This window comes from Mitsuaria sp. CC2, assembly GCF_048957715.1.
Taxonomy (GTDB): Bacteria; Pseudomonadota; Gammaproteobacteria; order Burkholderiales; family Burkholderiaceae_C; genus Roseateles.
In genome coordinates, this window is the sequence record NZ_JARVXN010000037.1 from 1 (window position 1) to 22,880 (window position 22,880).

The window sequence follows — 22,880 nt, forward strand, 5'->3', positions numbered from 1 at the left end:
CAACCCAATCGCTCCAACAGAGTCGGCCTGTCGCGACCGTTCAGTTTGCCGGCCAGCCGCAGTTCTCCCGCGACATGGCGAAGAGCGGCAAAGGCAATGTAAGCATGAGGCCTCCGGTAGGTGATCTGCATGTCGAGGACGCGAAGCTGAGCCTCAAGCCTCTTGACGCCAGAGGGCCCGAATTCATCAAATCCACCCCAGTCTTGGATGAACATCGCCGCGCGCCGGCGGACGGTCATCTCTTCGATGCCCGCCGCATTCGCAACGTCACGTGCCGTCGAGCGCAACATCTCGGTCCACCCGAGCGCCGATTCGACGCGCATTGCACCGGTTCGCTCGTCCGTGAATACCTGGTCGCCTTCTGCCGGGTGCTCGAGCTCGAGGCTGTAGAAGAGAGGTAATGGCGTCGCGTCCAAGCGGACCGGCAGTCCCCACCGATGCGACAAGAGCGCGGCTGACTCTGCCACCGCGATGTCACGATGACTGACCAGCGCAACCACGGCGCTGCCCAACTCGGGTGCAAAGTAGGCGCTGTCGGCAACCAACAGCGTCCCGAGCGCCTGCAAGGGAGCATCAAACTCGCCGGCCAAGAGTCGTCGCACAAGGGACTCGAACAGACCTTGACCGAGTCCGGCTTGCCCTGCCAACCTGAGCGTGCAATTGCGTGCGTGTCGCCGAACTTCTTCAACGGGCAGCCGGTAGGCAAAGTGCAGCAGATCCTCCAGAAGCTCCGTGTCGCCGAACGGTAGCTCGGCCGGCCGGAAGGGCCGCCCCAACTGGAACTCGCGAGTGCAAGCCATCTGCTCCTCAAGCAGCGACCAGATGGCCGGCCAATCCGGTGTCGCGCTGATCACCGGCAGTATCGAATCCAGCTCCGTCAGCAGCGACTGAGTGCTCTCCTGGCCGGCCGTCACTGAATCGACGATGTTCTCGAACGCAGCAGGGCATGTGGAGGGTCCCTGCAAAAGCTTCTTCGCCTCAAAGTAGAAGAACTTGCCGCCTCCCATCCACTGGCTCCACGAGCTCCAGGGGTCCTTGCTCGACTCGTAGCCTTGCATGAACTTCCTGGCGTATTCGACCTGCCCCGCCGCAGCCAACCGTCTAACGATCAGGAAGCGGCAGCGAGCGTCGTCCTGCAAGATCTTCCAGCGCTCGAACATCCTCAGCGCCAGATCGAGCGAGGCCGACTCGGCCAGATCCCTGAATCGGTGCGGCGCGTTGTAGTTCAGTTCGTCGCCATCCGCTTCAAATGCAAGCTCCAGCTGCTCAAGGGTGGTCTCCGAGTCGTACTTGCTAGGCGAAGATGAGTGTCGAGGTTCTGGCGCTTCTGACGTCCACCGGGCGATGGCAGCGTCGAGATTGGCTGACGAATACCCATGTTTGCCGGCAGCGGTACGAAGGCGCTGGAGCAGTAGTACTCGCTCGTGTGCTCTGCTGACTACCTCGATCGCCTCCAGAAGCATCAGCGTGAGCGGCTCAATCTGTGCAGGGCCTGCAGCGTCTGCGGCGATGTCGATGAAGTCGCCGACATGGTACGGATCCCGGTAGTACGGCTCCATGTAGAACGGCAGGGTCAGCCCGCACCAAACGGTCGTGCAGGCCATAACGAGTTCAGGGTTTCGCCGAACCATCCCCGTCAAGAGCAGATCGACGCGGTTGGGCCAACCAATCAAGTTCCAATCCGTCAGGGTCTTTGAAACCTCGAAGCCAAAACGAGGCCCGACCTGCATTGCTTCATCAATGAGCGGCATCGTCAACCGGTGCGCGGCCGACGAACCTTCCGTTTCGGTCATGCCGCCGACCTGGCGCATCAAGTTGGAGACTCGCTCGGCACGGTTCTCCGGGTCCGCGTTGTTCGCAAGGACCAAGATGTCTCGCCAGATTGCGTATTGCGGGTCCTTCTTTGGTGCCAACGCGTAGCCAAGGCATTGTTCGGGAACTGTCGCCAGCAATTGTTTCGCGCGTTCTACGTCCCCTACCGCGACCAACGCAATAGCCAGATCCGCCAACCCGTCGATCTGCTCGCTCGGTGTGTTTTCTTGGAGCTCCGCAACCAGGACGTTGAGCCGGTTGACGGCTGCCACACGGTCACCGTCAACCCGGTACGCGTCGACCGCCAATCTGCGTCGCAGATACGAAGTGCCCCCAAGCGTCGATGACGCGATGGCTGCTTCAATCTCCCGAAGTACCGCGCGGTACTCAGCCTCACCCCGCTTGACACCAAGCTTCAGCAGAGCTTGCGCGAGCTCTGGGACCGCTCGGAAGGACTGATGGATGCGATATGACTCACTGCCGCCCGCTGATGACAGACGCAGGATGTACCCAAGGGCACTACGGGCTAAGTCCTGGATGCTGCCAGCCGGCACGGTCGCGTCTTCGACGGCGACGCGGCCAAGAAGCACACCAATCGTCGAGGCGTGCTGTTGAAACGGATGAAGGAAGGTGTGCTTCGACGGCGTCGCGATTGGCAATGGCCGATTGAGCAGTGTGCAAAGCCTCGCGTGATGCATGACCGCACCGACCAGGTCCCCCAGCTCGCCAAGATCCGTCTGGTCGTCGCACATGGAAATCATCGGCGCGACCAACTTGTCGAACAGGGCTTCGGCCAAGTCACGCCGGCCAGCTTCCACTGCAGTCAGTGCCATACGGCGCCGGTAGCCGTTGGGGACCTCAGCGAAACCAGGAAGGGCAACTGCAGCATCGAACAGGGCAAGCGCCTGGGCAAGGTCACCACGGCGCCTTGCCACAAGCCCTGCATGAACCATCACGGACGGCTTGTCTTCGTCGGCGACGCCAAGCTTGCTGCAGAGTTTTTGCGGATCTGCGTCAACCTTCTGGACGAGCATCGCCTCGGCTGCTTCCGTTCTCAGATGCCGGCGTAGCGCGACGACAGTTGCGGGATCCACCTTATCGGGCTGGCGTAGTCCCTCTGCGGCGAGGTGGTCGATCGCTGTTTGAATCTGCTCGGCGTCACGGAAGTGAACGGCGCGCTTTGCCCAACTCTCGAACTCCTTGATGTTGTGCTCATCCCCTTGGTTCTGAAACTTGGACGTATGGAGTTGCGACAGTGGTTCAAGGTTCTCGAACAGCTCCTTCGCGCGCTCGAAGTCGCCTCGCGCTAACAGGGCGTCGACGACCTTGTAGCCCTTCGCAGGGAAGTACTGCACAAACGATAGGGCTGCATCAACATCCCCTACCGCCAGCATCGCCAACGGAAGCTGGTTCGCGTACTCAAGAGCTGTTTCCCGCCGCCCCACTTCGTCACGAGACAGTAGCAGTCGTGCGAAGGCTGTCGCGTCGTGCGTTCCGCGCACTGCCAGCAGCGCCAGACGGATGTCGGCGTGGATCTCGGCGATAGAGCGTCCGCCCGCCAGCTGCTCCCTGAAGCGAGCGGGCAGGGCCAGTGCAAGGATTTCAGCTCCGTCGCCAGCGCGGGCGAGGTAGCGCAGCTCAAGCCAGTGCTGCACCGATTCCGGTGGCGCGCTCTTCGCCAACCGGGCGAGGTCGCGGTACACGCGCTGTGAATACTCGGCGTCGATGTCTCCGAGGGAGGTTCGCGGTCGAGCGATGATGAACAGCCTGAAGCTGTTGTGGAAGACGGTCCACCCCTGGGATGACCTGCGGAGCAGATGACGAGCCACGATCAGGGCGCGTTCAATTGCAGACTCCTTGACAATCGTGGCCAGCAGCCGCAGGTCCATGGGCGCCTCAGCCCGAGCGATGAAGCCCAGTACGTCCATAGCATCCACGTCGCCTGCGATCTCTCGCCAAGCTGCGGCGTACACGGTCTCAATATCGCCCTCAAACGGCATCCCGCCGTTGAGAAGGTGCTCCCGGCCGGCTTCGTCCGCGTGCAGCAGCGCCTGAATCAAGTAGCGCGTTGCCAGCGGGTGGCCATGGGTGAGACTGCTCAGATCCAATCGCGGAATCTCGGCAGGCAGACCGAGGGCATCCGCCATCCGGGCGATCTCCTCACGGCCGAGAGGCTCCATGAGAACCTGGCGATCACTTTTTCCCGCTTGCTCACCTACGGCAGGCTTCAGATTCGCGAGATCCAGCCGCTGCGTGCCGAGGACGAACACAACGCCGTTTGGGATGGCCGCGGGCATAGGAAGCTCGCCCAACAGCGAATTGATTGGCTGCTCTTCGCGAGGCACATGGTCAAGCCCGTCGACGACGATGATTGTTCGGATGCCTTCCCGGTCGAAGCGCTCCCCAGCCTGCCGGACGAGGACGCCGAATTGTTCGCGGCGCTCATGCAGCGAGTCATCGCGCAGACGAAGTCCAGCTAACCCGCTGTTGCGGAGCTGCGTGCCAACGTCCGTGAGGAAGTTGTCGGCCTCCCCGCGCCCCACCCCTTGAGCGGCGCCCGGCACGTACGCCAAGTAGCGAACGAGGCGGACATTTGCCTCAGTGGCCAGCGCCACCTGCAGGAGGGTGGATTTCCCGGACCCAGGCGGTCCTATGAGAGAGATGTAGCCCTGGTCGGCGGCATGGAGCACGGCCAGCAGCTTGACCTCAGTGTCACGGTTGCGCTGGACGTAGGCTCCGACAGGGAACCGATGGACGAGCAGCGTCTTGGCGGGATCGCGCCAGCCCAGCTCATTCAGGAGTTCGTCGCGCGTCCACCGATCCTTGTCGCGTGCATCGGCCACCAGCTTGGGCAGTATGTTGGCAATCTCAGATGCCTGTCGTGCCTGCTCGGCGTTCAGCTTGTGCGTCTGGATGAAGTCTGCTGCAGCTCCGCACACCACGCGGAGGCTGAGCAAGAACTGCTCGAAATCGTCTTCGCCCAAGCCAGCTTCACGGCGCAGCCGGTCGATCAGTCGGCTCCATTCCGAGGTGTACCAATCTGCCAACGGCCGATTTGCATGCTGCTGGAACTCTTCAAGAAATGCCGCGCTGTGAGGCGGCGTGCCGTCTCCTGGCTTGTCAGTTATAGACGGAAAGTCGTTGACGACCAGGCGAATCTCGATACGGCTTCCAGGGTTATCCTTTCGCAGGCACTGCCAGGCATGAACCAGGGGCTTCAAGAGGCCGTTGGCACCAGCGAACAGCGTCTCAACCGTGAATGTTCCGGCGAACCTGGACGTCTTGAACTGGTGGCCGACAACCAATCCATCGAAGCCGAGGACCAAGTCGTCTGCAATGCCCGCACTGCGATCGGCCACGCCGATCCATAGCAGCTCGTTGCGCTCAAGCGCTGCGTAAATGGCAGCGCCCGCCCTCTCATACTGGCCAACATACCCACGAAGCGCTCGGCGCTCGCCTTCCGCTGGCGCCGTGGCAGAAGCGGCAGCGGTGGATGGCTTAGGTTTCTTCGGCTTGCTCGGGTCCATGGAAATGGATTGGGTAGTTGGCCGGCACCAAAGGACCGGCGTCAGGATCACCCTGGGCGTCCAGCACCAGACGGCGCGGTCTGCTGGCGCATCGACCATCGGTCTGCGACAAAGTATGACCGATGCCGATCGCAGCGGTCATTCGCGAGGCTGATCGTGAACGACTGAGATCAGCCTCAAGCTGCGGCTGCTTCGCAGCGGGTGCGGTCTTCCGCCGCAGGGCGCCGGATCCACGCTCCGGGGCATGAAGCCGACATTGGCAGGCCTGTCTCTGCGCTGATGGAAATCCGTCAGCGCTTGAGCTGCTGGCGTTGAGCCGCCTGGTCAATCACATCGGCCACAACCGTGGGCTGGGTCATGTACACGGCATGGCTGGCTTTGACCTCCGTGACCTTCGCACCGATGCGCTTGGCCATGGCCTGCAGCATTCGCTGGTCAAAGGCTTTGTCATCGGTGGCGATGACGGCCCAGCTCGGCTTGGTACGCCAAGCGGCGTTCTGCAGCTTGGCGCCGAAGACGGACATGTTGATCGGCACTTGCCCATCGCGCATGAACGCAGCGTCCGCATCTGTGGCGTCGGCGGCAAAACCGACCTTGAACTTCTCAGGCCGGACGATCCCGTAGCCATCAGGCAGCGTTTCCAGCACGAACTCAGCTGGCGTGGTGAAGCCCGCGTACTGCTGCGCCGTGGTCTCCCCAGCATCGGGGGAAAGTGCCGAGACGTACACGAGCGCGGCCACCTTGGGATCCACGCCGGCCTCGGTAATTACCGTGCCGCCCCACGAATGCGCAACCAGAACCGTGGGCCCATCCTGCTGGGCCAGGGCTCGCTGTGGCCGCAACGTCATCGGCCAGCGAGATGAGCGGATTCTGGACGATCGTGACGCGATTGCCGCGCTTCCCTAGCGGATGGGGTTACAGCGTCGCGATGGTGCCGCCATCGATGCGGTACTCGAAGCCCGCAGATGATGCCGAACGGGGCGATGCCAGGAACACGATCAGGTCGGCAACTTCCTGCGGCGTTGCCGCACGGCCGACCGGGATGCCACCGAGGGCGTCCATGATGATCTTCTTGCCACTTTCGATGTCCCCGCCACCAGCACGTTCAGCGAACGCCTCGGACGCCTCGGTCATGATCCAGCCCGGCGCAACGCTCAGCACGCGAACACCCTTAGGCGTGATTTCACGCGACAGCGCTTTGCTGTACGTCGTCAGCGCGCCCTTCGAAGCGGCATAGGCAGTGGTCGAATCGGTCAGCGGCATCACACGCTGAATCGAGCTGACATGGATGACCACGCCGGAGCCTTGGGCCAGCATCGATGGCACGAGCTCACGGTCCAAGCGGACGGCCGGGAAGAGGTTGAGGTTCAGCTCGGACAACCAGGCGTCGTCGGTCAGCGCGGCAAACCCGCCGGCGGGAGCGTGGGAGCCTCCCAGCACATTGATCAGCAGGTCGACACCGCCCCACTCCTTCAGCACGGAGTCGGCGAGCGTCTTCACGCCGTCGGCCGTCATCAGGTCGGCGACGATGTACGACACACCTTCGACCGGCGCTTCAGGCGGCTTTCGAGCGGAAGTGGCCACACGGGCACCCGCATCCACCAGGGCACGGACCACCGCGGCGCCGAGGCCCAAGGTTCCGCCAGTGACCACGGCACGCATGCCCTTCAGTTGAAGATCGAAGCTCATACCGTTACCTCCATGTTTGCAATCAGGCCGCGCTCGAGGCGGAAGAAGAACTTCATGTCGAGCGGGCTGCCCTTGAAGTTGCCGGAAACGTGTGCCTTCACGGCATGGACGCCCTCAATGAGATCGAGGGTGAAGGGCACGGTCGTGCACGTGTACTTCAGGTCAGCCGCTTTCTTCCACGCGCGGATCGCATCGCGACCGGTGAAGATTTCGTCGTTGTCCTTGACGACGGCTTTCGGGGTGAAGCATTGCGCGACCTGGTCGGGACCTTGGGTGTCCGCCAGGAAGTAGGCGGCGATCGGGTCAGGGAGCGTTATGGAGGACATGGGTGTGCTCGTTGGTTAGGACGGATCGAAGGATGCGGCCTCACATCAATTTAGAGAATCTCCTAGAATCCGAATGACCTCTGTAGGGAAAAGTACAGAATGCGTGGATCAGACTTTGCTGAACTCAAGGCTTTCATTGCCGTCGTGGAAAGGCAAAGCTTTGCCCGCGCGGCGGAGCATCTGGGTCTGTCGCCATCGGCGTTGAGCCAGACCATCCGACAACTGGAGAGCCGCATCGGCGCGCGCCTTCTGAATCGCACAACGCGCAGCGTCGCCCCGTCCGCAAGCGGCGAGCAGCTCTATTCACGCGTGGCACCGCTGTTCCGCGAGATGGCCGATGCGGTCGCCGAGGCCAGCGACGCGACGGGACAAATCAGTGGCACCTTGCGTATCAACACCCTCGGAATCGCTGCAAGGAACCTCATCGCGCCACGGCTGGCACGCTTTCACAAAGCGCATCCCGACGTGAAGCTGGACATCGTTGTGGACGACGCACTGGCGGACATTGTGTCCGGCCGTTTCGATGCCGGGATTCGGGTTGGCGGGCAGCTCAAGAAGGACATGATTGCCGTCCGACTATCGCCCGACATGAAGATGATGGCCGTAGCGTCCCCGCACTATCTCGCCCGCCACGGAACACCCAAGACACCCAGCGATCTGCACGACCACTCATGCATCAACTGGCGACTTCAGATGGATGGGCGGTTCTACCGGTGGGAGTTTGAGAAGCGCGGCAAGCGGCAGGAGATAGCCGTCGAAGGGCCTGTCGTCACGAACCACGCCGATATTGGCGTCGCGGCAGCGGTCAACGGCTTGGGTATTGCCTACCACTTCGAGGTGGACCAAGTGGGCGACTTGATCAAGCAGGGGCGGCTTGTGCAGATCCTGGCCGATTGGACAATTTCCCGTCCGGGTCTGTTCCTGTACTACTCAAACCGGCAGCATCGCCCAGCGCTGCTGGGCTCGTTCATCGACTGCATGTTGGACCGGGACCCGTCTGGCGAGGTCTAAGCCCTAGCACCAAAGAATGGCAAAAGGCGGCAAGTGCCGCCCTTCCCCTCCTAGCTAAACGAAGCTTTGGTCAGGTGGACCGGCTTCCAGCAGGTCGGAACCTCGCTCGCACGGACAATGCGGTTCACGGGGTTGTGCGTGTTGCCATCAGGGCGCACGTTGACAAGCTTCACCGTGAAGCCGGATCACCCACCGGTCGACTTCACGCGCGGGCCATGCCGCCAGGTCAGCGCGGTGCCCACCAGCATCGCGACCAGCGCGAAGGCCGGAGCACCGAGGGGACCGAAGCCGTCGACCAGCACTCCGCCAGCTATAGCGCCAGTGGCAATGGCTGTTTGAAACGCAGCGATCAGCAAGCCACCGGCACCTTCAACGTGCTCGGGCGCCGCGCGCACGATCCACGTCTGGAAACCGACCGGGAATGCGCTGAATGCGAATCCCCACAAGATGATTGCGAGGACGGTGACAACCGGAAGCGCACCACCGACAAGCAACGCCGCCGCTAGCAACGCGATCAAAGCGCCGCCTGCCGCGATGGCCCAGCGTTCGCTGCGCTGCGCGATCCAGCCGCCGGCGAAGTTGCCGAAGATGCCTGCCACGCCGTGACCGAGTAGCACCGTCGAAACCTGGTCGATTGACAGGTGCGCCACCTTCTCCATGACCGTCCGCATGTATGTGAAACCGGCAATGTGGCCCGACACCATCAGCAGTGCCGCGAGCAGGGCGACGCGCACGTGCGGCTTCGCAAGTAGCGCGCCGAGCACGCTCAGATCCGGCCTGTCGCGCGGCGGGAGTGGCGGCAGCGCCGCGAGCTGAATGGCCAGCGCGGCGACGCTCAAGACACCCGACGCGATGAAAGCGCTGCGCCAGCCCCACATCGAGCCCATCCACGCTCCAATGGGGGCGGAGAACACAGTGGCCAGTGAGATGCCGGTGAGCACTATTGACATCGCACGCGCAAAAAACTGGTCGGGAACGAGCCGCATCGTCAGCGCCGCGGACATTGACCAGAAGCCGCCCAGCGCGACGCCTAGCAGCAGGCGTGCCGCCAGCAGCATCGGCAGCGAGGACGCTGCGGCGGAGATGGCGTTCGAGAGCACCAGCGCAAGCGTAAGCGCCAGCAACACGTGCTTGCGATCGAACCGCTGGGTGAGCAGCGGAATGGACGGCGCAGACACGGCGCCAATCAGCGCGGTCGCGGTAACCGCCTGTCCAGCCGCGCCATCGCTGACGTGGAGGTCGGCCGCCATCGCGGTCAGCAAGCTAGCGGGCAGGAATTCTGCAGTGACAAGCGCGAAGACGCCAAGACTAAGAGAGCCGATGGCAGTCCAGCGCGCAGGCACGTCGCCTGGCGCGGCAATGGTGGTAGACATGAGAACGGGAAGGCCTTGTAGTTCGTGAGGTGAGCAGGTTAGGCCTAGCATGCCGACACTCGAATTGCCCAAACACCAAAATGCTTGACACTTCCACGCAAGACTCCGACGCGCTCACTCAGGTGCTGCTGAGCCTGCGGCTCGATTGCGTGGAATACGACCGCCGCACTTTGCGCGCACCTTGGGCCATGGCCTTCCCAGCGCAAGCCAATGCGCAGTTCTACTTCGCCGCGCACGGTGATTGCTGGCTCAAGGTGGGCGACTCCGCATGGCTGGAAGTGAAACAAGGCGACGCGGTTCTACTGCCGCGCGGCACGTCGCACATCATTGCCAGTTCCGCCGACGTGCAGACGGCGCACATCCCCGCGCATTTGCACCTGTCGTTCTCTGAGCTGAGCCACCCCGCGGGAGGCCCGGCCGGCGAGAGCGAGTCCACGCATATGCTTTTTTGCGCTCGTTTCCGCTTCAGCCTCGACGCGGGGCATCCATTGCTGGCGATGATGGCGGACGTGCTGCGCGTCGGCGAGATTGCTCGTCGTGATCCGAATGTGCCGATGCTTCTAGAGGCGATGGAGCGCGAGATAACGTCGGAACGTGTGGGCGCGTGCGGAATCGCGGCACGCATTGCCGACGTGCTCGCGGCGACCACGATCCGCGCGTGGGCCGAGTGCGCGCGCAGCGAAACGTTCGGCTTGATAGCAGCACTGCGATCACCGGTAGCTGGCAAGGCGCTGGCGGCTATCCATGCCGATCTGGCGCGGGAATGGACGGTAGAGGGGCTAGCTAAAGTGAGCGGTAGTTCCCGTACAGCATTGAATGATGCATTCAGGGACGCCGTCGGCGAGACGCCTGTACGCTACATCGCGCGACTGCGTATGTTTCAGGCCAGCGAATGGATCAGCGTGCGGGGCATGCGCGTGAGCGTGGCGGCGGATCGACTCGGCTATGAGTCCGAGGCTTCGTTCTCACGCGCTTACAAACGTATCATGGGCCGGCCGCCCAGCGCGGCACGTGCGCAGCGGCAACAGGAGCGCTCGTGAAACTCTTTGCCCTTGAGTCGTCGTGCGTACCCTAGGGACACTCTGCAAAACTCCGCGCTGATCCGCCTTGCAAGGGCGTGACGGTTCGGGGAGCATGCTGCACATGAAGCAGCTTGGATTTGGATTCAATCTCTCCACGAAGAAGACGCGGGGTTCACAAGCGTCCCGAGGCTGCAGGGACGGCGTGGCACGTGGCGATGCGCCCGGGCAGACGCCGTCTGCTCAATCCGTTCATCGAGCCCGACGGGTCGGCGCGCAAACAGCTGATGGAGATGCGGGGATAAGTCCGTATGAAGTGGCCAAAACGGCCGCTTCAGGCGCTGAAAGCAGCGGCCAAGCAGCTCAACCGAATGTGCTCAAGAGCTGACCCCACGCACATCGACGAGTACGACGCGAACGCCGACTCTTCATGCGCCGCAAATCGTGTTTTGCAGACCATCCCTAACAGATCGAGTGGCCGGTCTCGGATGAGCAGCGGCCACGCTTGCAACTGCGCCGTGAATGTCAGGTGGCGTACATGACGGACACTCGAACCGGCTGCCGCGAATGACTCTGTTCGGCCTGATGCGGTCTCCGCTGTGCAGGCAAAAACGGTCGCTAAACTCGCCGCATGAGAGATCCTGCCCGAATCGACGAGATGCTCGCCTTGCTCCGCGAGGCATGGCTGCTGAACACCGACTCTCGCCTCGGGCAGTTGGTGTTCAACGCAGCGCGCGAGCGCGACCCCGACGTCACGGATGTTTTCAACATCGAAGACGGTGTGTTACGCAAAGGCTCGATCCGCTACGTTCAGCGGCGGTCCACGGAGAAAGACTAAAGCCCGAAACGGTTTGGTGGAAGCCAGACTTGCGAGTGCCGACGATCAATCCACTGAAACAGGTGAAAAGTTGTCCAAGCAGAGGAATGTGCAGCAGCAGAACGGATCAGTTGAGGCCTCGATTTTGGCCGAGGCGGTCTACTGGCGTGAGACACGCTGGCCGCAAGCCTTGCTTGCTGCGGCTGAAGCGAGAGGAATTGATTGCAAACGGGCAATCGTTGTCGACCTGGACATTGACTACCCCGGCATGCCGCGCCTTTTCGGGCTCATCCTGACGGCTGACAAGGAGTTCATCAGGTTCGAGATTGAGACCGATTCTTCGCACGATCACATCGAAGCCATTGAAGCCTGGGATAACGTCACCGAACAGCAGAATCTGTCGCAGCACAACCGAGGAACCGGGTGGGGAAAGGGCGCCCTCGCGCTCAAAGTGTTGAACCAGTTGAACGCCCCTTGTTAGACGGGCAGCTGGAGCAAGCGAACGTCACGAAGAGTCGAGCCAGAAGGGACGCCATGAACAGAATCGAGCAATCGATCCGAGGGGTCGCCTACGTCGAGATCTTTGTGACGTGCAATGCCGCCGGCTGCTTGAACCTATTTGAGCCGAGTCTCAAGGAGCCCGCGACGGACCCCGTCGACAAGTGGGCTGAGGACATAGCCCGGCGGGCGTTCATCGCAGGTTGGTCCGCCGACGCCAGCGGACGCGTGTTGTGCCCGAAGCATCGGTAGACCGAAGATCATCCCTCGAGGCCAGGAACGCGAGACTGAACTTCCGCTATCAGCCTAAAACGCGCATTGAGAGACTTGGTTGAATTTCGGCGTTCGCTGTGTCGTACAGCTCGCTCAGCGGCGCGCGAGCCATGGGACCAAGACTCTTCGACCGCAGCAGCTGGGCATCGATCCGGCCCCGGGAATCCGTCCTGGAAATCGGGTCGACACCGCGTGATCATGTCGCCATGAGCATCCGCATCGTCCAACTCGGCGTCACACCACGCCTGCCCGACGAGGGCCCTCGTCTTGGCACCGTCCGTCGCCCGCCGCGCGGCGTCCGCAAGGAGGACTACGGTCGCCTCGATTATTACGACAGTTGGCTGCCATTGCTCTCGCCCAGCGCCGCGCTCATGGCCCAAGGCCGGGCGGCCGAGGACGATAAGCAATGGACCGCCTTCGCCCGCGCGTATCGCAAGGAGATGAGCGAATCGGCGCCGTCACAGATGCTGGACACGCTGGCGGCCTTGTCGCACTCGTCCAACCTCTCGATGGGCTGCTATTGCGACAACCCAGCGCGTTGCCATCGCAGCCTGCTCACGCAGTTGCTGACGGAACGTGGCGCCGCCATGCGCGGAGAGTGAGATCAGCGAGCCGCGTCGAACGCGATCGCGTCGAACATCCGCTGCAGCTTTTCGACCCGCGCCGGTGCCAGGAATTGCCTGGCCCACGCGAGACGCCCGAGCAGCGGTGAACGCAATGCCGGATCAACCGTGCCGCTTGCGCTCGACCTGCCGAGCCGGTGCAGCTCCGCCTTCAAGCGATCGAAGTCCTCCCGCGCGAGGTTCGGCTTCGCATTGACAACGATGCCGGTCACCTGCTGACGGCCGCCCCTGGGCATCGCGCGCGTCTTGTCGTGTCGCAGCCGGAAGCCCTCGTCCTCGACGATCGCCTGCACCCAGGCGCGGAACGCGCGCTGGTCGCGGCGCAGTGTTGCGGGGCCGGAGAACACGAGATCGTCCGCGTACCGCGTGTAGCGCGCGCCGAAGCGATGAGCGAGCCCGTCCAGCCGCAGGTCGAGCGGGAACGCGCAGAGATTGGCCAGCGCCGGCGATGTCGGCGCGCCTTGCGGCAGGTGCGGTGAGGCAAGACGCTTGGCGCCGTCCGAATCGATTGAGCCGCCCTCGCGCAGGCGCTCTCGCACCGGCAGCGGCGTGCGCGCGGTGCAGAGCGTCGTCAGCCTGTCGACGACCGCGTCGGAGAAGCCCAGCGTCCGGAAGGTCGCCGCGATCCGCGCGCGTCCGATGCTGGGGAAGAAGTCGCGCAGGTCGAAGCGGATGACGAAGTCCTGATCGGCGTGGACGGTCGCATTCGTGGCGACGTTGCGCCCCGGCACGAAGCCGTGAGCGGCTTCGTGGCAGGGGAGCGTGTTCAGAAGGCCGTCGAGCAGACGACGCTGGATGGCCCTCAGGCGCGGCAGCGGCGCTTCGAGCAGCCGCAGGCCGCCGCGGCGTTTCGGCACGAGCAGGCATCGATAGTGGGGCGTCGGCGTGACATGCGGTCGCTGCGGCGTGGCAACGGACTCCCGGTACTGCCGAGCCGGACCGGCGAAGTGATCGAGCTCGTCGAGCGTCAGGCCGAGCCACGCCGCCAGGTCGGCCTCCGTCGGCCAGTCCGGCAGCGCCAGGTGTTCCAGCGCGAAAGGCAAGGGCCGCATCCGCGACGGTCGCAGCAGCAGGCGCCGCACCGTCGGTCGCGGAAAGCGTTCGCGATCGAAGCCTTCGTGGAAGGCCCCGATCTCCAGCAGCGCGTCGGCGAGGCTGCTCACCGAATGCGCCCGCCACACCGGCGTCGTCCATCGCGCGAGCGCCACGCACAGCGGCTTCAGCCAGGGCCGCGCCTCGGCGCCGAGGCATTGCTCGGCACGCGCCTGCAGCGCATCGGCCTCACGGGCACGCGGTGACGCGTCGTCCGCCTGCAGCGCGCGGGCGAGCGCCAGCGCGATCCAGCGGGGATAGGTCAACGGCGCGGCAACGGGCATCGGCGGCGGGCGGTCCTTGTCGACGCCGCCATGGCGGCGACGGGAAGGCAAGAGGTGACCCCGATACGCCGCCAACTGACGGGTCCTGCTGATACAGCTCCGCGCGGCAGCGCGGTGGCGTATCGGCGCCGGATGACTGACTGTGGAAAGCGCCGCGGGGAACCCCCGCGGCCGGAGGCGCGAACGCTTCCGAAGGCTTGGCGGCGACCGGAGGTCGGCGGCGATTATGGGCGCGGGCCGCGACGCCGCTCAAGCACCCTCACGGGGGTGGACGCCTCACGCCGCGCTCAGCACCGCCTGCTTCGTCCCGTTCGCCTGCAGCGGGATGTATTCCGCGTCCGACTCGGTGCGCTTGGCCTCGCAGCTCGCGACCAGCTGCTTCTGCCATTGCGAATGGCGCTCGAACAACTCCGCGATCCAGTCGACGAACACGCGCAGCTTGGTGCTGAGGTGCCGGTTCGGCGGGTACACGACGTACAGCGGCAGCGGGTCCGATTCCCAGTCGCAGAGGAAGGGCACCAGCTCGCCCGCGTCGATGTGCGGCTTGATCATGAAGTAGGGCGCCTGGATCACGCCCAGCCCCGTCAGACCGGCGGTCATGTAGGCGTTGCCATCGTTGACCGAGACCTTGTAGTGGCCATAGATCTCGTAGCGCTGGCCGTTCTTGCTGTAGTCGAACGGGAAACGCTTGCCGGTGCGCGTCGAGAAATAGCTGACCACATGGTGCTGGTCCGACTCCAGGTCCAGCGGATGCTGCGGCAGGCCGTGCTGCTGGATGTAGGCCGGCGATGCACAGCAGCCGTAGCCCCAGTCGCCGATGCGGCGCGCGACCAGCGACTGGTCGGTGATCTCGCCGCCGCGCACGACGCAGTCGACGTTGTCGCCGATCAGGTCCACCGGCCGGTCCGACACGCCGAGGTCGATCTGAATGTCCGGATGCCTTGCATAAAACTCCGGAAGTGCCGGAATCAGCAGCAACCGCGCCACGGACGAGGCCACGTCGACGCGGATGCGCCCTTTCGGCGCCGCGCGCGCATGCGACACGGAACCTTCGAGTTCCTCGATGTCCGACAGCAGCCGCGTCACCCGCTCGTAATACGCGGCGCCGTCCGGCGTCACGCTCACGCGCCGCGTCGTGCGGTTCAGCAGCTTGACCTTGAGGTGGTCCTCCAGCGACTGGATCAACCGCGTCACCGCGGTCTTGGGCAGGTCCAGCGATTCCGCCGCCCGCGTGAACGTTCCCGCTTCCACGACGCGCGCGAAAGCCTGCATGGCATTGAGCTTGTCCATCCTTGAACCCCTTGAACCCTTCAGCCTGACGGCTGCGGCGTTGCGCCGCGACTGCTCCATCTCCACAACGGCGCGTCTGCGCGCGCGCGAGGTTCGCCATCCTGCCCGATCGATTGTTTCGTCGATGAAACGCTGAAGCGCGTCCCGGGCTATTTATCGGACGGCGTCCGTTGTCTAAATTTCGCTGCATTGCAACATGACCGGTCTGCCCCCACGGGGAGCAGGCCTTTGGCCCTGCCATGGACGCGCTGCCGCTCACCTCCTGCCACGACGACCTCCTGCCCGCCGGCGACGGCGTGGTGCCGGTGCGCGTGTACAAGGGCGCGGCGCGTCGCAAGGACGCGCCGGTCGTCATGCACCTGCACGGCGGCGCCTTCACCGGCGGCGACCTCGACAGCGGCGAGCTGGTCTCGCGGCTGCTGGCGGACGCGGGCGCGGTCGTCGTCGACGTCGACTACCCGTCCGGCGAGGCGACCGTGTTCCCCACCGCGCTGAAGACGCTGGACGCGCTGCTGGCCGGCGTGCACAAGGCGCGGGCCAAGCTCTCGGGCAAGGGCGCGCCGCTGATCGTCGCCGGTGAAGAGGCCGGCGGCAACCTCGCCGCCGCGCTCGCGCTGATGGCGCGCGACCAGGGCCACCGCAAGCTCTCCGGCCAGATCCTGATCGGGCCGATGCTCAATCCCTGCATGGGCACCGCCTCGCTGCGCCAGGCCGACGCCGGCTACGGCGAGTGCCGCTGGATGCACGGCTGGCGCGCCTACCTCGGCGAATGCGAGGACGGCGACCACCCCTATGCCGCGCCCGCCAACACCGGCCGTTTGTCGGGGCTGGTGCCGGCGCTGGTCGTGAGCGCCGACGACGACCCGATGCGCGACGAGGCCCTGGCCTACGCCCGCGCGATGAAGCGCGCCGGCGTCGACGTGCAGCAGGCGCTGATCGCCGGCCCCAGCGGCTGGCCCTGCAGCCTGATGAAGCTGCCGTCGCTGTCGACCCTCCAGCTGCCCTGGGCGAGCGCCCTGCGGCAGAAGCTGGCCGATTTCCTGTCCCTGATCCCACCGGCCGGCAGAACCCGGCCGCTACCCGCCTGACCCCAAGAGCCCTCCAAGAACTCCCAACGTCTACCCCCGTCACCGGAGCACCCACCATGAACAAGAAGACCTTTGCCACCTCGCTCACTGCCGTCGCCGCGGTCGTCGGCGCCCTCGTCGTCGGCCTGCACAGCCAGCAGGCGGTCGCGAATCAACCGTCGGGCGCGCCGCAGGCGATCCCCGTCTCCGTCGCCACCGTCGCGAGCCAGGAGGTGGCCGCATGGGAGGAGTTCTCCGGTCGCCTCGAAGCGGTGGAGCGCGTCGACGTGCGCGCCCGCGTCTCCGGCGCCGTGCAGTCGGTGCATTTCCGGGAAGGCGCGCTGGTCAAGGCCGGCGAGCTGCTGATCACCATCGATCCCGCGCCCTACCAGGCGGAGGTTGATCGCGCCGAGGCACAGGTGCTGGCCGCGCAGGCCCGCGTCACCTACTCGAAGAGCGAGCTGGAGCGCTCCACCCGCCTGTGGAGCGAGCGCGCCATCGCACAGCGCGAGCTCGACGAGCGCAGCAACGCCTCCAATGAAGCCAACGCCAACCTGCGCGCGGCGCAGGCCGCGCTGCAGTCGGCCAGGCTGAACCTCGGCTACACGCAGGTGAAGGCGCCGGTGGCCGGCCGCGTCGGCAAGCTGGAAGTCACGCAGGGCAACCTCGTGGCCGCCGGCCCGGGCGCGCCGGTGCTGACGACGCTGGTCTCGGTCAGCCCGATCTACGCCAGCTTCGATGCCGATGAAGGCACCGTCGCCCGCGCGCTGAACGAGCTGCACGGCAACGCCAAGAGCGCCGCCGGCGACCTGTCGAGCATCCCTGTCCAGATCGGCACCGCGGCTACCGCCGACACGCCGTTCAACGGCAAGCTGCAGCTGATCGACAACCAGGTCGACGCGCGCAGCGGCACGGTGCGCGTGCGCGCGGTGCTGGACAACAAGGACGGCGCGTTGATCCCGGGCCAGTTCGCCCGCATCCGCCTGGGCCAGGCCAAGACCCGCGCGGCGGTGCTCGTCAACGAGCGCGCGGTCGGCACCGACCAGAGCAAGCGTTTCGTGATGGTGGTCGGCGCGGACAACACGCTGAGCTACCGCGAGGTCCTGCTGGGCGCCAACGTCGACGGCCTGCGCGTCGTCACGTCGGGCCTGAAGGCCAACGAACGCGTGGTCGTCAACGGCCTGCAGCGCGTGCGCCCGGGTGCATTGGTCGCTCCGACCATCGTCCCGATGAACGCCAAGGCCGAAATCCAGGCCAAGGACGGCGCCCCCAAGGCGGACAAGTCCTGACCTGATCCCGAAGGGACGGGCCAGACCCGTCCCCATGGGGCTCCGGACAGCCTTCGGGGCGGCGCGACGCCGCCCCGCGGGGGACCCATTGCCGTTTTCTCCAGTCGAGTTGAAAGACTGACATGAATCTCTCCAAATTCTTCATCGACCGCCCGATCTTCGCGGGCGTGCTGTCGGTGCTGATCTTCGTTTCCGGGCTGCTCGCCGTGCGCGTGCTGCCCATCTCGGAATACCCGGAAGTCGTGCCGCCGCAGGTGGTCGTCCGCGCGCAGTACCCCGGCGCCAACCCCAAGGTCATCGCGGAAGCGGTGGCCACGCCGCTCGAGGAATCGATCAACGGCGTCGAAGGCATGCTCTACATGGGCAGCCAGGCGACCACCGACGGCCTGATGACGCTGACGGTCACCTTCAAGCTGGGCACCGACCCGGACAAGGCCCAGCAGCTGGTGCAGAACCGCGTCTCGCAAGCCGAGCCGCGCCTGCCCGAGGAGGTCCGCCGACTCGGCCTGACGACGGTCAAGAGCAGCCCCGACCTGACCATGGTCGTGCACTTGCTGTCGCCCAACGACCGCTACGACATGACCTACCTCCGCAACTACGCGGTGCTGAACGTCAAGGACCGCCTCGCGCGCATCCAGGGCGTGGGTCAGGTGCAGCTGTTCGGTTCGGGCGACTACTCGATGCGCGTCTGGCTGGATCCGCAGAAGGTGGCGGAGCACGGCCTGTCGGCCAGCGACGTCGTCCAGGCGATCCGTGAGCAGAACGTGCAGGCTGCCGCCGGCGTGGTCGGCGCTTCGCCCGGCCTGCAGGGCATCGACCTGCAACTGCCGATCAACGCGCAAGGCCGTCTGAACAACGAGCAGGAGTTCGGCGACATCATCGTCAAGTCCGGTGCCAACGGCCAGGTGACGCGTCTGCGCGACCTGGGCCGCATCGAGCTGGGCGCCGCCGAATACGCGCTGCGCTCGCTGCTGGACAACAAGTCCGCGGTGGCGATCCCGATCTTCCAGGCGCCGGGCTCGAACGCGATCGAGATCTCGAACAACGTGCGCGCCACGATGGCCGAGCTGAAGAAGGCCATGCCCGAAGGCGTGGACTACTCCATCGTTTATGACCCGACGCAGTTCGTGCGGGCGTCCATCGAGTCCGTCGTCCACACGCTGCTCGAAGCGGTGGCGCTGGTCGTGCTGGTCGTGATCCTGTTCCTGCAGACCTGGCGCGCGTCCATCATCCCGCTGCTGGCGGTGCCGGTCTCCATCATCGGCACCTTCGCGGTGATGCATCTGTTCGGCTTCTCGATCAACGCGCTGTCGCTGTTCGGCCTCGTGCTGGCGATCGGCATCGTGGTGGACGACGCGATCGTGGTCGTGGAGAACGTCGAGCGCAACATCGAGGCGGGCCTGAGTCCGCGTGAAGCGACCTACCGCGCGATGCGCGAAGTGTCCGGCCCCATCATCGCGATCGCGCTGGTGCTGGTCGCGGTGTTCGTGCCGCTGGCCTTCATCACCGGCCTGACGGGCCAGTTCTACAAGCAGTTCGCGCTGACGATCGCGATGTCGACGGTGATCTCGGCGGTCAACTCGCTGACGCTGTCGCCCGCGCTGGCCGCGATGCTGCTCAAGGGCCACGACGCGCCCAAGGACTGGCTGACCCGCGCGATGGACAAGGTGCTGGGCCGCTTCTTCGGCGGTTTCAACAAGCTGTTCAACCGCGGCGCCAAGGCCTACAGCGGCGGCGTGACGAAGGCGATCTCCCGCAAGGTGATCATGCTGCTCATCTACGCCGGCCTGCTGGGCCTGACCGTGGGTCTGTTCAAGGCGGTGCCGAGCGGCTTCGTGCCGGGGCAGGACAAGCAGTACCTGATCGGCTTCGCGCAGCTGCCGGATGGCGCCACGCTGGACCGCACGGAAGACGTGATCCGCCGCATGAGCGAGATCGCGATGAAGACCCCCGGCGTCGAGCACGCCATCTCGTTCCCCGGCCTGTCGATCAACGGCTTCACCAACAGCTCGAACTCGGGCATCGTGTTCGCGTCCTTGAAGTCCTTCGACGAGCGCACCGGCAAGGGCCTGTCCGCCGGCGAGATCGCTGCCAAGATGAACGCCGACTTCGGTCAGCTCCAGGACGCCTTCGTCGTGATGTTCCCGCCCCCGCCGGTGCAGGGCCTGGGCACGACCGGCGGCTTCAAGTTCCAGCTGGAAGACCGAGGCGGCCTCGGCTACGAGGCGCTCGACCAGGCGGTCAAGGCCTTCATGGCCAAGGCGCAGAAGGCGCCGGAACTGGCGGGTCTGTTCAGCAGCTACCAGGTCAACGTGCCGCAGCTGTACGCGAACCTGGACCGCACCAAGGCGCGCCAGCTGGGCGTGGCGGTGACGGACGTGTTCGACACGATGCAGATCTACCTGGGCTCGCTGTACGTCAACGACTTCAACAAGTTCGGCCGCACCTACACGGTCCGCGTGCAGGCGGACGCCGCCTACCGCGCCCGTGCCGAGGACGTCGGTCTGCTGAAGGTGCGTTCGGCCTCGGGCGAGATGGTGCCGCTGTCGGCGCTGATGAAGGTCGAGCCGAGCTTCGGTCCGGAACGCGCGATGCGCTACAACGGCTTCCTGTCGGCCGACATCAACGGCGGCGCGGCGCCGGGCTACTCGACCGGCCAGGCGCAGGACGCGGTCGCGCGCATCGCCGCGGAGACGCTGCCCCCGGGCATCAGCTACGAGTGGACCGAGCTGACCTACCAGGAGATCCTGGCCGGCAATTCGGGCGTGTGGGTGTTCCCGCTGGCCATCCTGCTGGTGTTCCTGGTGCTGGCCGCGCAGTACGAGAGCCTGTCGCTGCCGGTGGCGATCATCCTGATCGTGCCGATGGGCCTCTTGGCGGCGATGACCGGCGTGTGGCTGAGCCACGGGGACAACAACGTCTTCACGCAGATCGGGTTGATCGTGCTGGTCGGCTTGTCGGCGAAGAACGCGATCCTGATCGTGGAGTTCGCCCGGGAGCTGGAATTTGCCGGCAGGACGCCGCTGCAGGCCGCGATCGAAGCGAGCCGGCTGCGTCTGCGCCCGATCCTGATGACGTCGATGGCGTTCGTGATGGGCGTGCTGCCGCTGGTGCTGGCCACGGGCGCGGGCGCCGAGATGCGCAACGCGATGGGCGTGGCGGTGTTCGCCGGGATGATCGGCGTGACGGCCTTCGGCCTGTTCCTGACGCCGGTGTTCTACGTGGTGGTGCGTCGCCTGACGGGCAACAAGCCGCTCAAGCAGCACGGCGAGGTGCCGCATGACGTCGAGGCGTTCGTGCAGCCCGCGCAGGGCGAGGGCCACGACTTCGGCCCGGGCGGCAACGCCCGTCCGCATCCGGCTGCGCCGCGCCACGAGCACGAATAAAGGATTCGAGCCATGAAAACGAAACTGATGATGACGACGCTGCTGGCGGCCCTGGTGCTGGCCGGTTGCGCGACACCGCCGCCGATCGATGAGTCGCGCCTGCCGGCGACGCCGACGGCCTTCAAGGCTCAGGCGCCGCAGGCGACCGCGACGGTCGGCGAGGCGCGCTGGGCGGTGGCCCCGCCCGCCGATGCCGAGCCGCGCGGCGACTGGTGGCTGGCGTTCGGCGATTCGACGCTGAACGACCTGATCCGCCGCTCGCTGGTCAACAACAACGACCTGCAGGGTGCAGCGGCGCGACTGGCGCAAGCGCGCGCCTTGCTGCGCAGCACGAATGCGGATCGCCTGCCGCAAGTCGGCGCGAGCGCCGGTGCTTCGCGCGGCACGGTGGCGGGCCAAGGCCCGGCCGCCACGACGGTCTACAACGCCGGTCTGGGCGCGAGCTGGGAGGTCGATCTCTCCGGTCGTCTGTCGGAAGCGACGCGTGCGGCTTCGCTGGACGCGCAATCGCGTGAAGCGCTGCTGCAGTCGACGCGGCTGATGGTGCAGGCGGATGTGGCGCAGACCTACCTGGCGCTGCGTTTCGCCGATCAGGAACGCCGGCTGGTGCGCGACACGGTCGCGGCCTACCGCGAGACGCTGTCGCTGACGCAGCGGCGTTATCAAGCGGGCGACGTCGCGGAACTGGATCTGGCGCGCGTGCAGACCGAAGTCGCCGCGACCGAGGCCGAGGCGATCAGCCTCGACCGCCGTCGTGCCGAACTGGAGAACGCGCTGTCGGTGCTGCTGGGCGAGCCGGCTTCGGGCTTCAAGGTGGCAGAAGACACGGCGCTCGCCCCGCTGCCGTCGATTCCGTCGGGTCTGCCGAGCACGGTGCTGGCGCGTCGCCCTGACGTGGCCGCGTCGCAGCGCAGCCTGCTCGCGGCGCAGTCGCGGGTGGGCGTGGCGCAGGCCGCGTGGTTCCCGAGCCTGTCGCTGACGGCCAATGGCGGCTACGCGTCGCCGGAGCTGAGCGACGTCTTCCGCTGGTCGGCGCGCGCGTGGTCGGTCGATGCGCTGCTGTCGCTGCCGATCTTCGACGGCGGCCGTCGCAAGGCGGGCGTGGAGTCGGCGAAGGCGGGCCTGGACCTGGCGATGGCCAGCTACCGCCAGCAGCTGCTGCAGGCGCTGCGCGAGGTCGAGGACTCGCTGGTCGGTCTGCAGACCTTGTCGCAGCAGGCGGAAGTGCAGGGCCAGGCGGTGCAGTCGTCGACGCGCGCGACGGCGCTGTCGGACTCGCGCTACCGCAACGGGCTGGTCAGCCAGCTCGACCTGCTCGACGCGCGCCGCAGCGAGCTGCGCAACCGCCGCGCAGCGCTGCAGGTGCAGGCGGCGCAGTACCAGGCGACGGTCGGACTGGTACGCGCTCTGGGTGGCGGCTGGCAGAACACGCCGGCGTAAAGCTCGCGCCGGGCAAGACCCGGCACCTTCATCGCAACCGAACCTTTACCGGTGCCCCTTTGGG

General features: G+C 65.5%; 16 protein-coding genes and 1 pseudogene. 10 read left to right on the plus strand and 7 right to left on the minus strand.

Annotated features, from left to right (window positions below; all coding sequences use genetic code 11):
• From PV762_RS24095 to PV762_RS24110, 4 genes are all read right to left on the minus strand, one after another.
• Positions 1-5,339 (minus strand): ATP-binding protein (locus tag PV762_RS24095; RefSeq protein ID WP_421037536.1); only part of this gene is annotated, 5,339 nt, incomplete at its 3' end.
• Between the two features lie 290 nt (positions 5,340-5,629).
• The gene (locus PV762_RS24100; protein ID WP_421037537.1) at positions 5,630-6,187 is read right to left on the minus strand and encodes an alpha/beta hydrolase; all 558 of its coding nucleotides are present in this window, start codon (positions 6,185-6,187) and stop codon (positions 5,630-5,632) included.
• Positions 6,188-6,254: 67 nt separating this feature from the next.
• The gene (locus tag PV762_RS24105) at positions 6,255-7,028 is read right to left on the minus strand and encodes an SDR family oxidoreductase (RefSeq protein ID WP_421037538.1); all 774 of its coding nucleotides are present in this window, start codon (positions 7,026-7,028) and stop codon (positions 6,255-6,257) included.
• On the minus strand, positions 7,025-7,354 hold the full coding sequence (locus tag PV762_RS24110) for a nuclear transport factor 2 family protein (RefSeq protein WP_421037539.1): 330 nt from the start codon (positions 7,352-7,354) through the stop codon (positions 7,025-7,027). The genes PV762_RS24105 and PV762_RS24110 overlap by 4 nt, the downstream gene beginning before the upstream one ends.
• A gap of 99 nt (positions 7,355-7,453) precedes the next feature.
• Here PV762_RS24110 and PV762_RS24115 point away from each other — a divergent pair, with 99 nt between their 5' ends.
• Complete coding sequence (locus PV762_RS24115) at positions 7,454-8,365, plus strand: LysR family transcriptional regulator (RefSeq protein WP_421037540.1); 912 nt, start codon at positions 7,454-7,456, stop codon at positions 8,363-8,365.
• A 185-nt stretch (positions 8,366-8,550) separates the two neighbouring features.
• Here the strand turns inward: PV762_RS24115 and PV762_RS24120 are convergent, their stop codons facing one another.
• Positions 8,551-9,738, minus strand: a complete 1,188-nt coding sequence (locus PV762_RS24120; protein WP_421037541.1) for an MFS transporter — start codon at positions 9,736-9,738, stop codon at positions 8,551-8,553.
• A gap of 80 nt (positions 9,739-9,818) precedes the next feature.
• Here PV762_RS24120 and PV762_RS24125 point away from each other — a divergent pair, with 80 nt between their 5' ends.
• The 5 genes and pseudogenes from PV762_RS24125 to PV762_RS24145 all read left to right on the plus strand — a co-directional run bounded on the left by PV762_RS24125 (position 9,819) and on the right by PV762_RS24145 (position 12,947).
• Complete coding sequence (locus tag PV762_RS24125) at positions 9,819-10,778, plus strand: AraC family transcriptional regulator (RefSeq protein WP_421037542.1); 960 nt, start codon at positions 9,819-9,821, stop codon at positions 10,776-10,778.
• 146 nt (positions 10,779-10,924) lie between these two features.
• Positions 10,925-11,038 (plus strand): annotated as a pseudogene (locus PV762_RS24130) (IS5/IS1182 family transposase); the annotation flags it as partial.
• A 377-nt stretch (positions 11,039-11,415) separates the two neighbouring features.
• Positions 11,416-11,595 carry a hypothetical protein gene (locus PV762_RS24135; RefSeq protein WP_421037543.1) on the plus strand — a complete coding sequence of 60 codons (180 nt, stop codon included), beginning with the start codon at positions 11,416-11,418 and terminating at the stop codon, positions 11,593-11,595.
• Positions 11,596-11,611: 16 nt separating this feature from the next.
• Positions 11,612-12,055, plus strand: coding sequence for a hypothetical protein (locus PV762_RS24140; RefSeq protein WP_421037544.1), 444 nt, complete (start codon positions 11,612-11,614; stop codon positions 12,053-12,055).
• 496 nt (positions 12,056-12,551) lie between these two features.
• Positions 12,552-12,947 carry a DUF488 domain-containing protein gene (locus PV762_RS24145; RefSeq protein WP_421037545.1) on the plus strand — a complete coding sequence of 132 codons (396 nt, stop codon included), beginning with the start codon at positions 12,552-12,554 and terminating at the stop codon, positions 12,945-12,947.
• A 2-nt stretch (positions 12,948-12,949) separates the two neighbouring features.
• On the opposite strand, the gene PV762_RS24150 is transcribed toward PV762_RS24145, so the two are convergent.
• On the minus strand, positions 12,950-14,395 hold the full coding sequence (locus PV762_RS24150; RefSeq protein ID WP_421037546.1) for a reverse transcriptase family protein: 1,446 nt from the start codon (positions 14,393-14,395) through the stop codon (positions 12,950-12,952).
• A gap of 225 nt (positions 14,396-14,620) precedes the next feature.
• Positions 14,621-15,634, minus strand: coding sequence for a LysR family transcriptional regulator (locus PV762_RS24155; protein WP_421037547.1), 1,014 nt, complete (start codon positions 15,632-15,634; stop codon positions 14,621-14,623).
• Positions 15,635-15,873: 239 nt separating this feature from the next.
• Here PV762_RS24155 and PV762_RS24160 point away from each other — a divergent pair, with 239 nt between their 5' ends.
• The 4 genes from PV762_RS24160 to PV762_RS24175 all read left to right on the plus strand — a co-directional run bounded on the left by PV762_RS24160 (position 15,874) and on the right by PV762_RS24175 (position 22,816).
• Positions 15,874-16,722, plus strand: coding sequence for an alpha/beta hydrolase fold domain-containing protein (locus PV762_RS24160; protein WP_421037548.1), 849 nt, complete (start codon positions 15,874-15,876; stop codon positions 16,720-16,722).
• A 56-nt stretch (positions 16,723-16,778) separates the two neighbouring features.
• On the plus strand, positions 16,779-17,990 hold the full coding sequence (locus PV762_RS24165; RefSeq protein ID WP_421037549.1) for an efflux RND transporter periplasmic adaptor subunit: 1,212 nt from the start codon (positions 16,779-16,781) through the stop codon (positions 17,988-17,990).
• A 122-nt stretch (positions 17,991-18,112) separates the two neighbouring features.
• Entirely contained in the window at positions 18,113-21,376 is a 3,264-nt protein-coding gene (locus PV762_RS24170) for an efflux RND transporter permease subunit (protein ID WP_421037550.1), read from the plus strand.
• A 12-nt stretch (positions 21,377-21,388) separates the two neighbouring features.
• Positions 21,389-22,816, plus strand: coding sequence for an efflux transporter outer membrane subunit (locus PV762_RS24175; RefSeq protein WP_421037551.1), 1,428 nt, complete (start codon positions 21,389-21,391; stop codon positions 22,814-22,816).
• Positions 22,817-22,880: the final 64 nt, after the last annotated feature.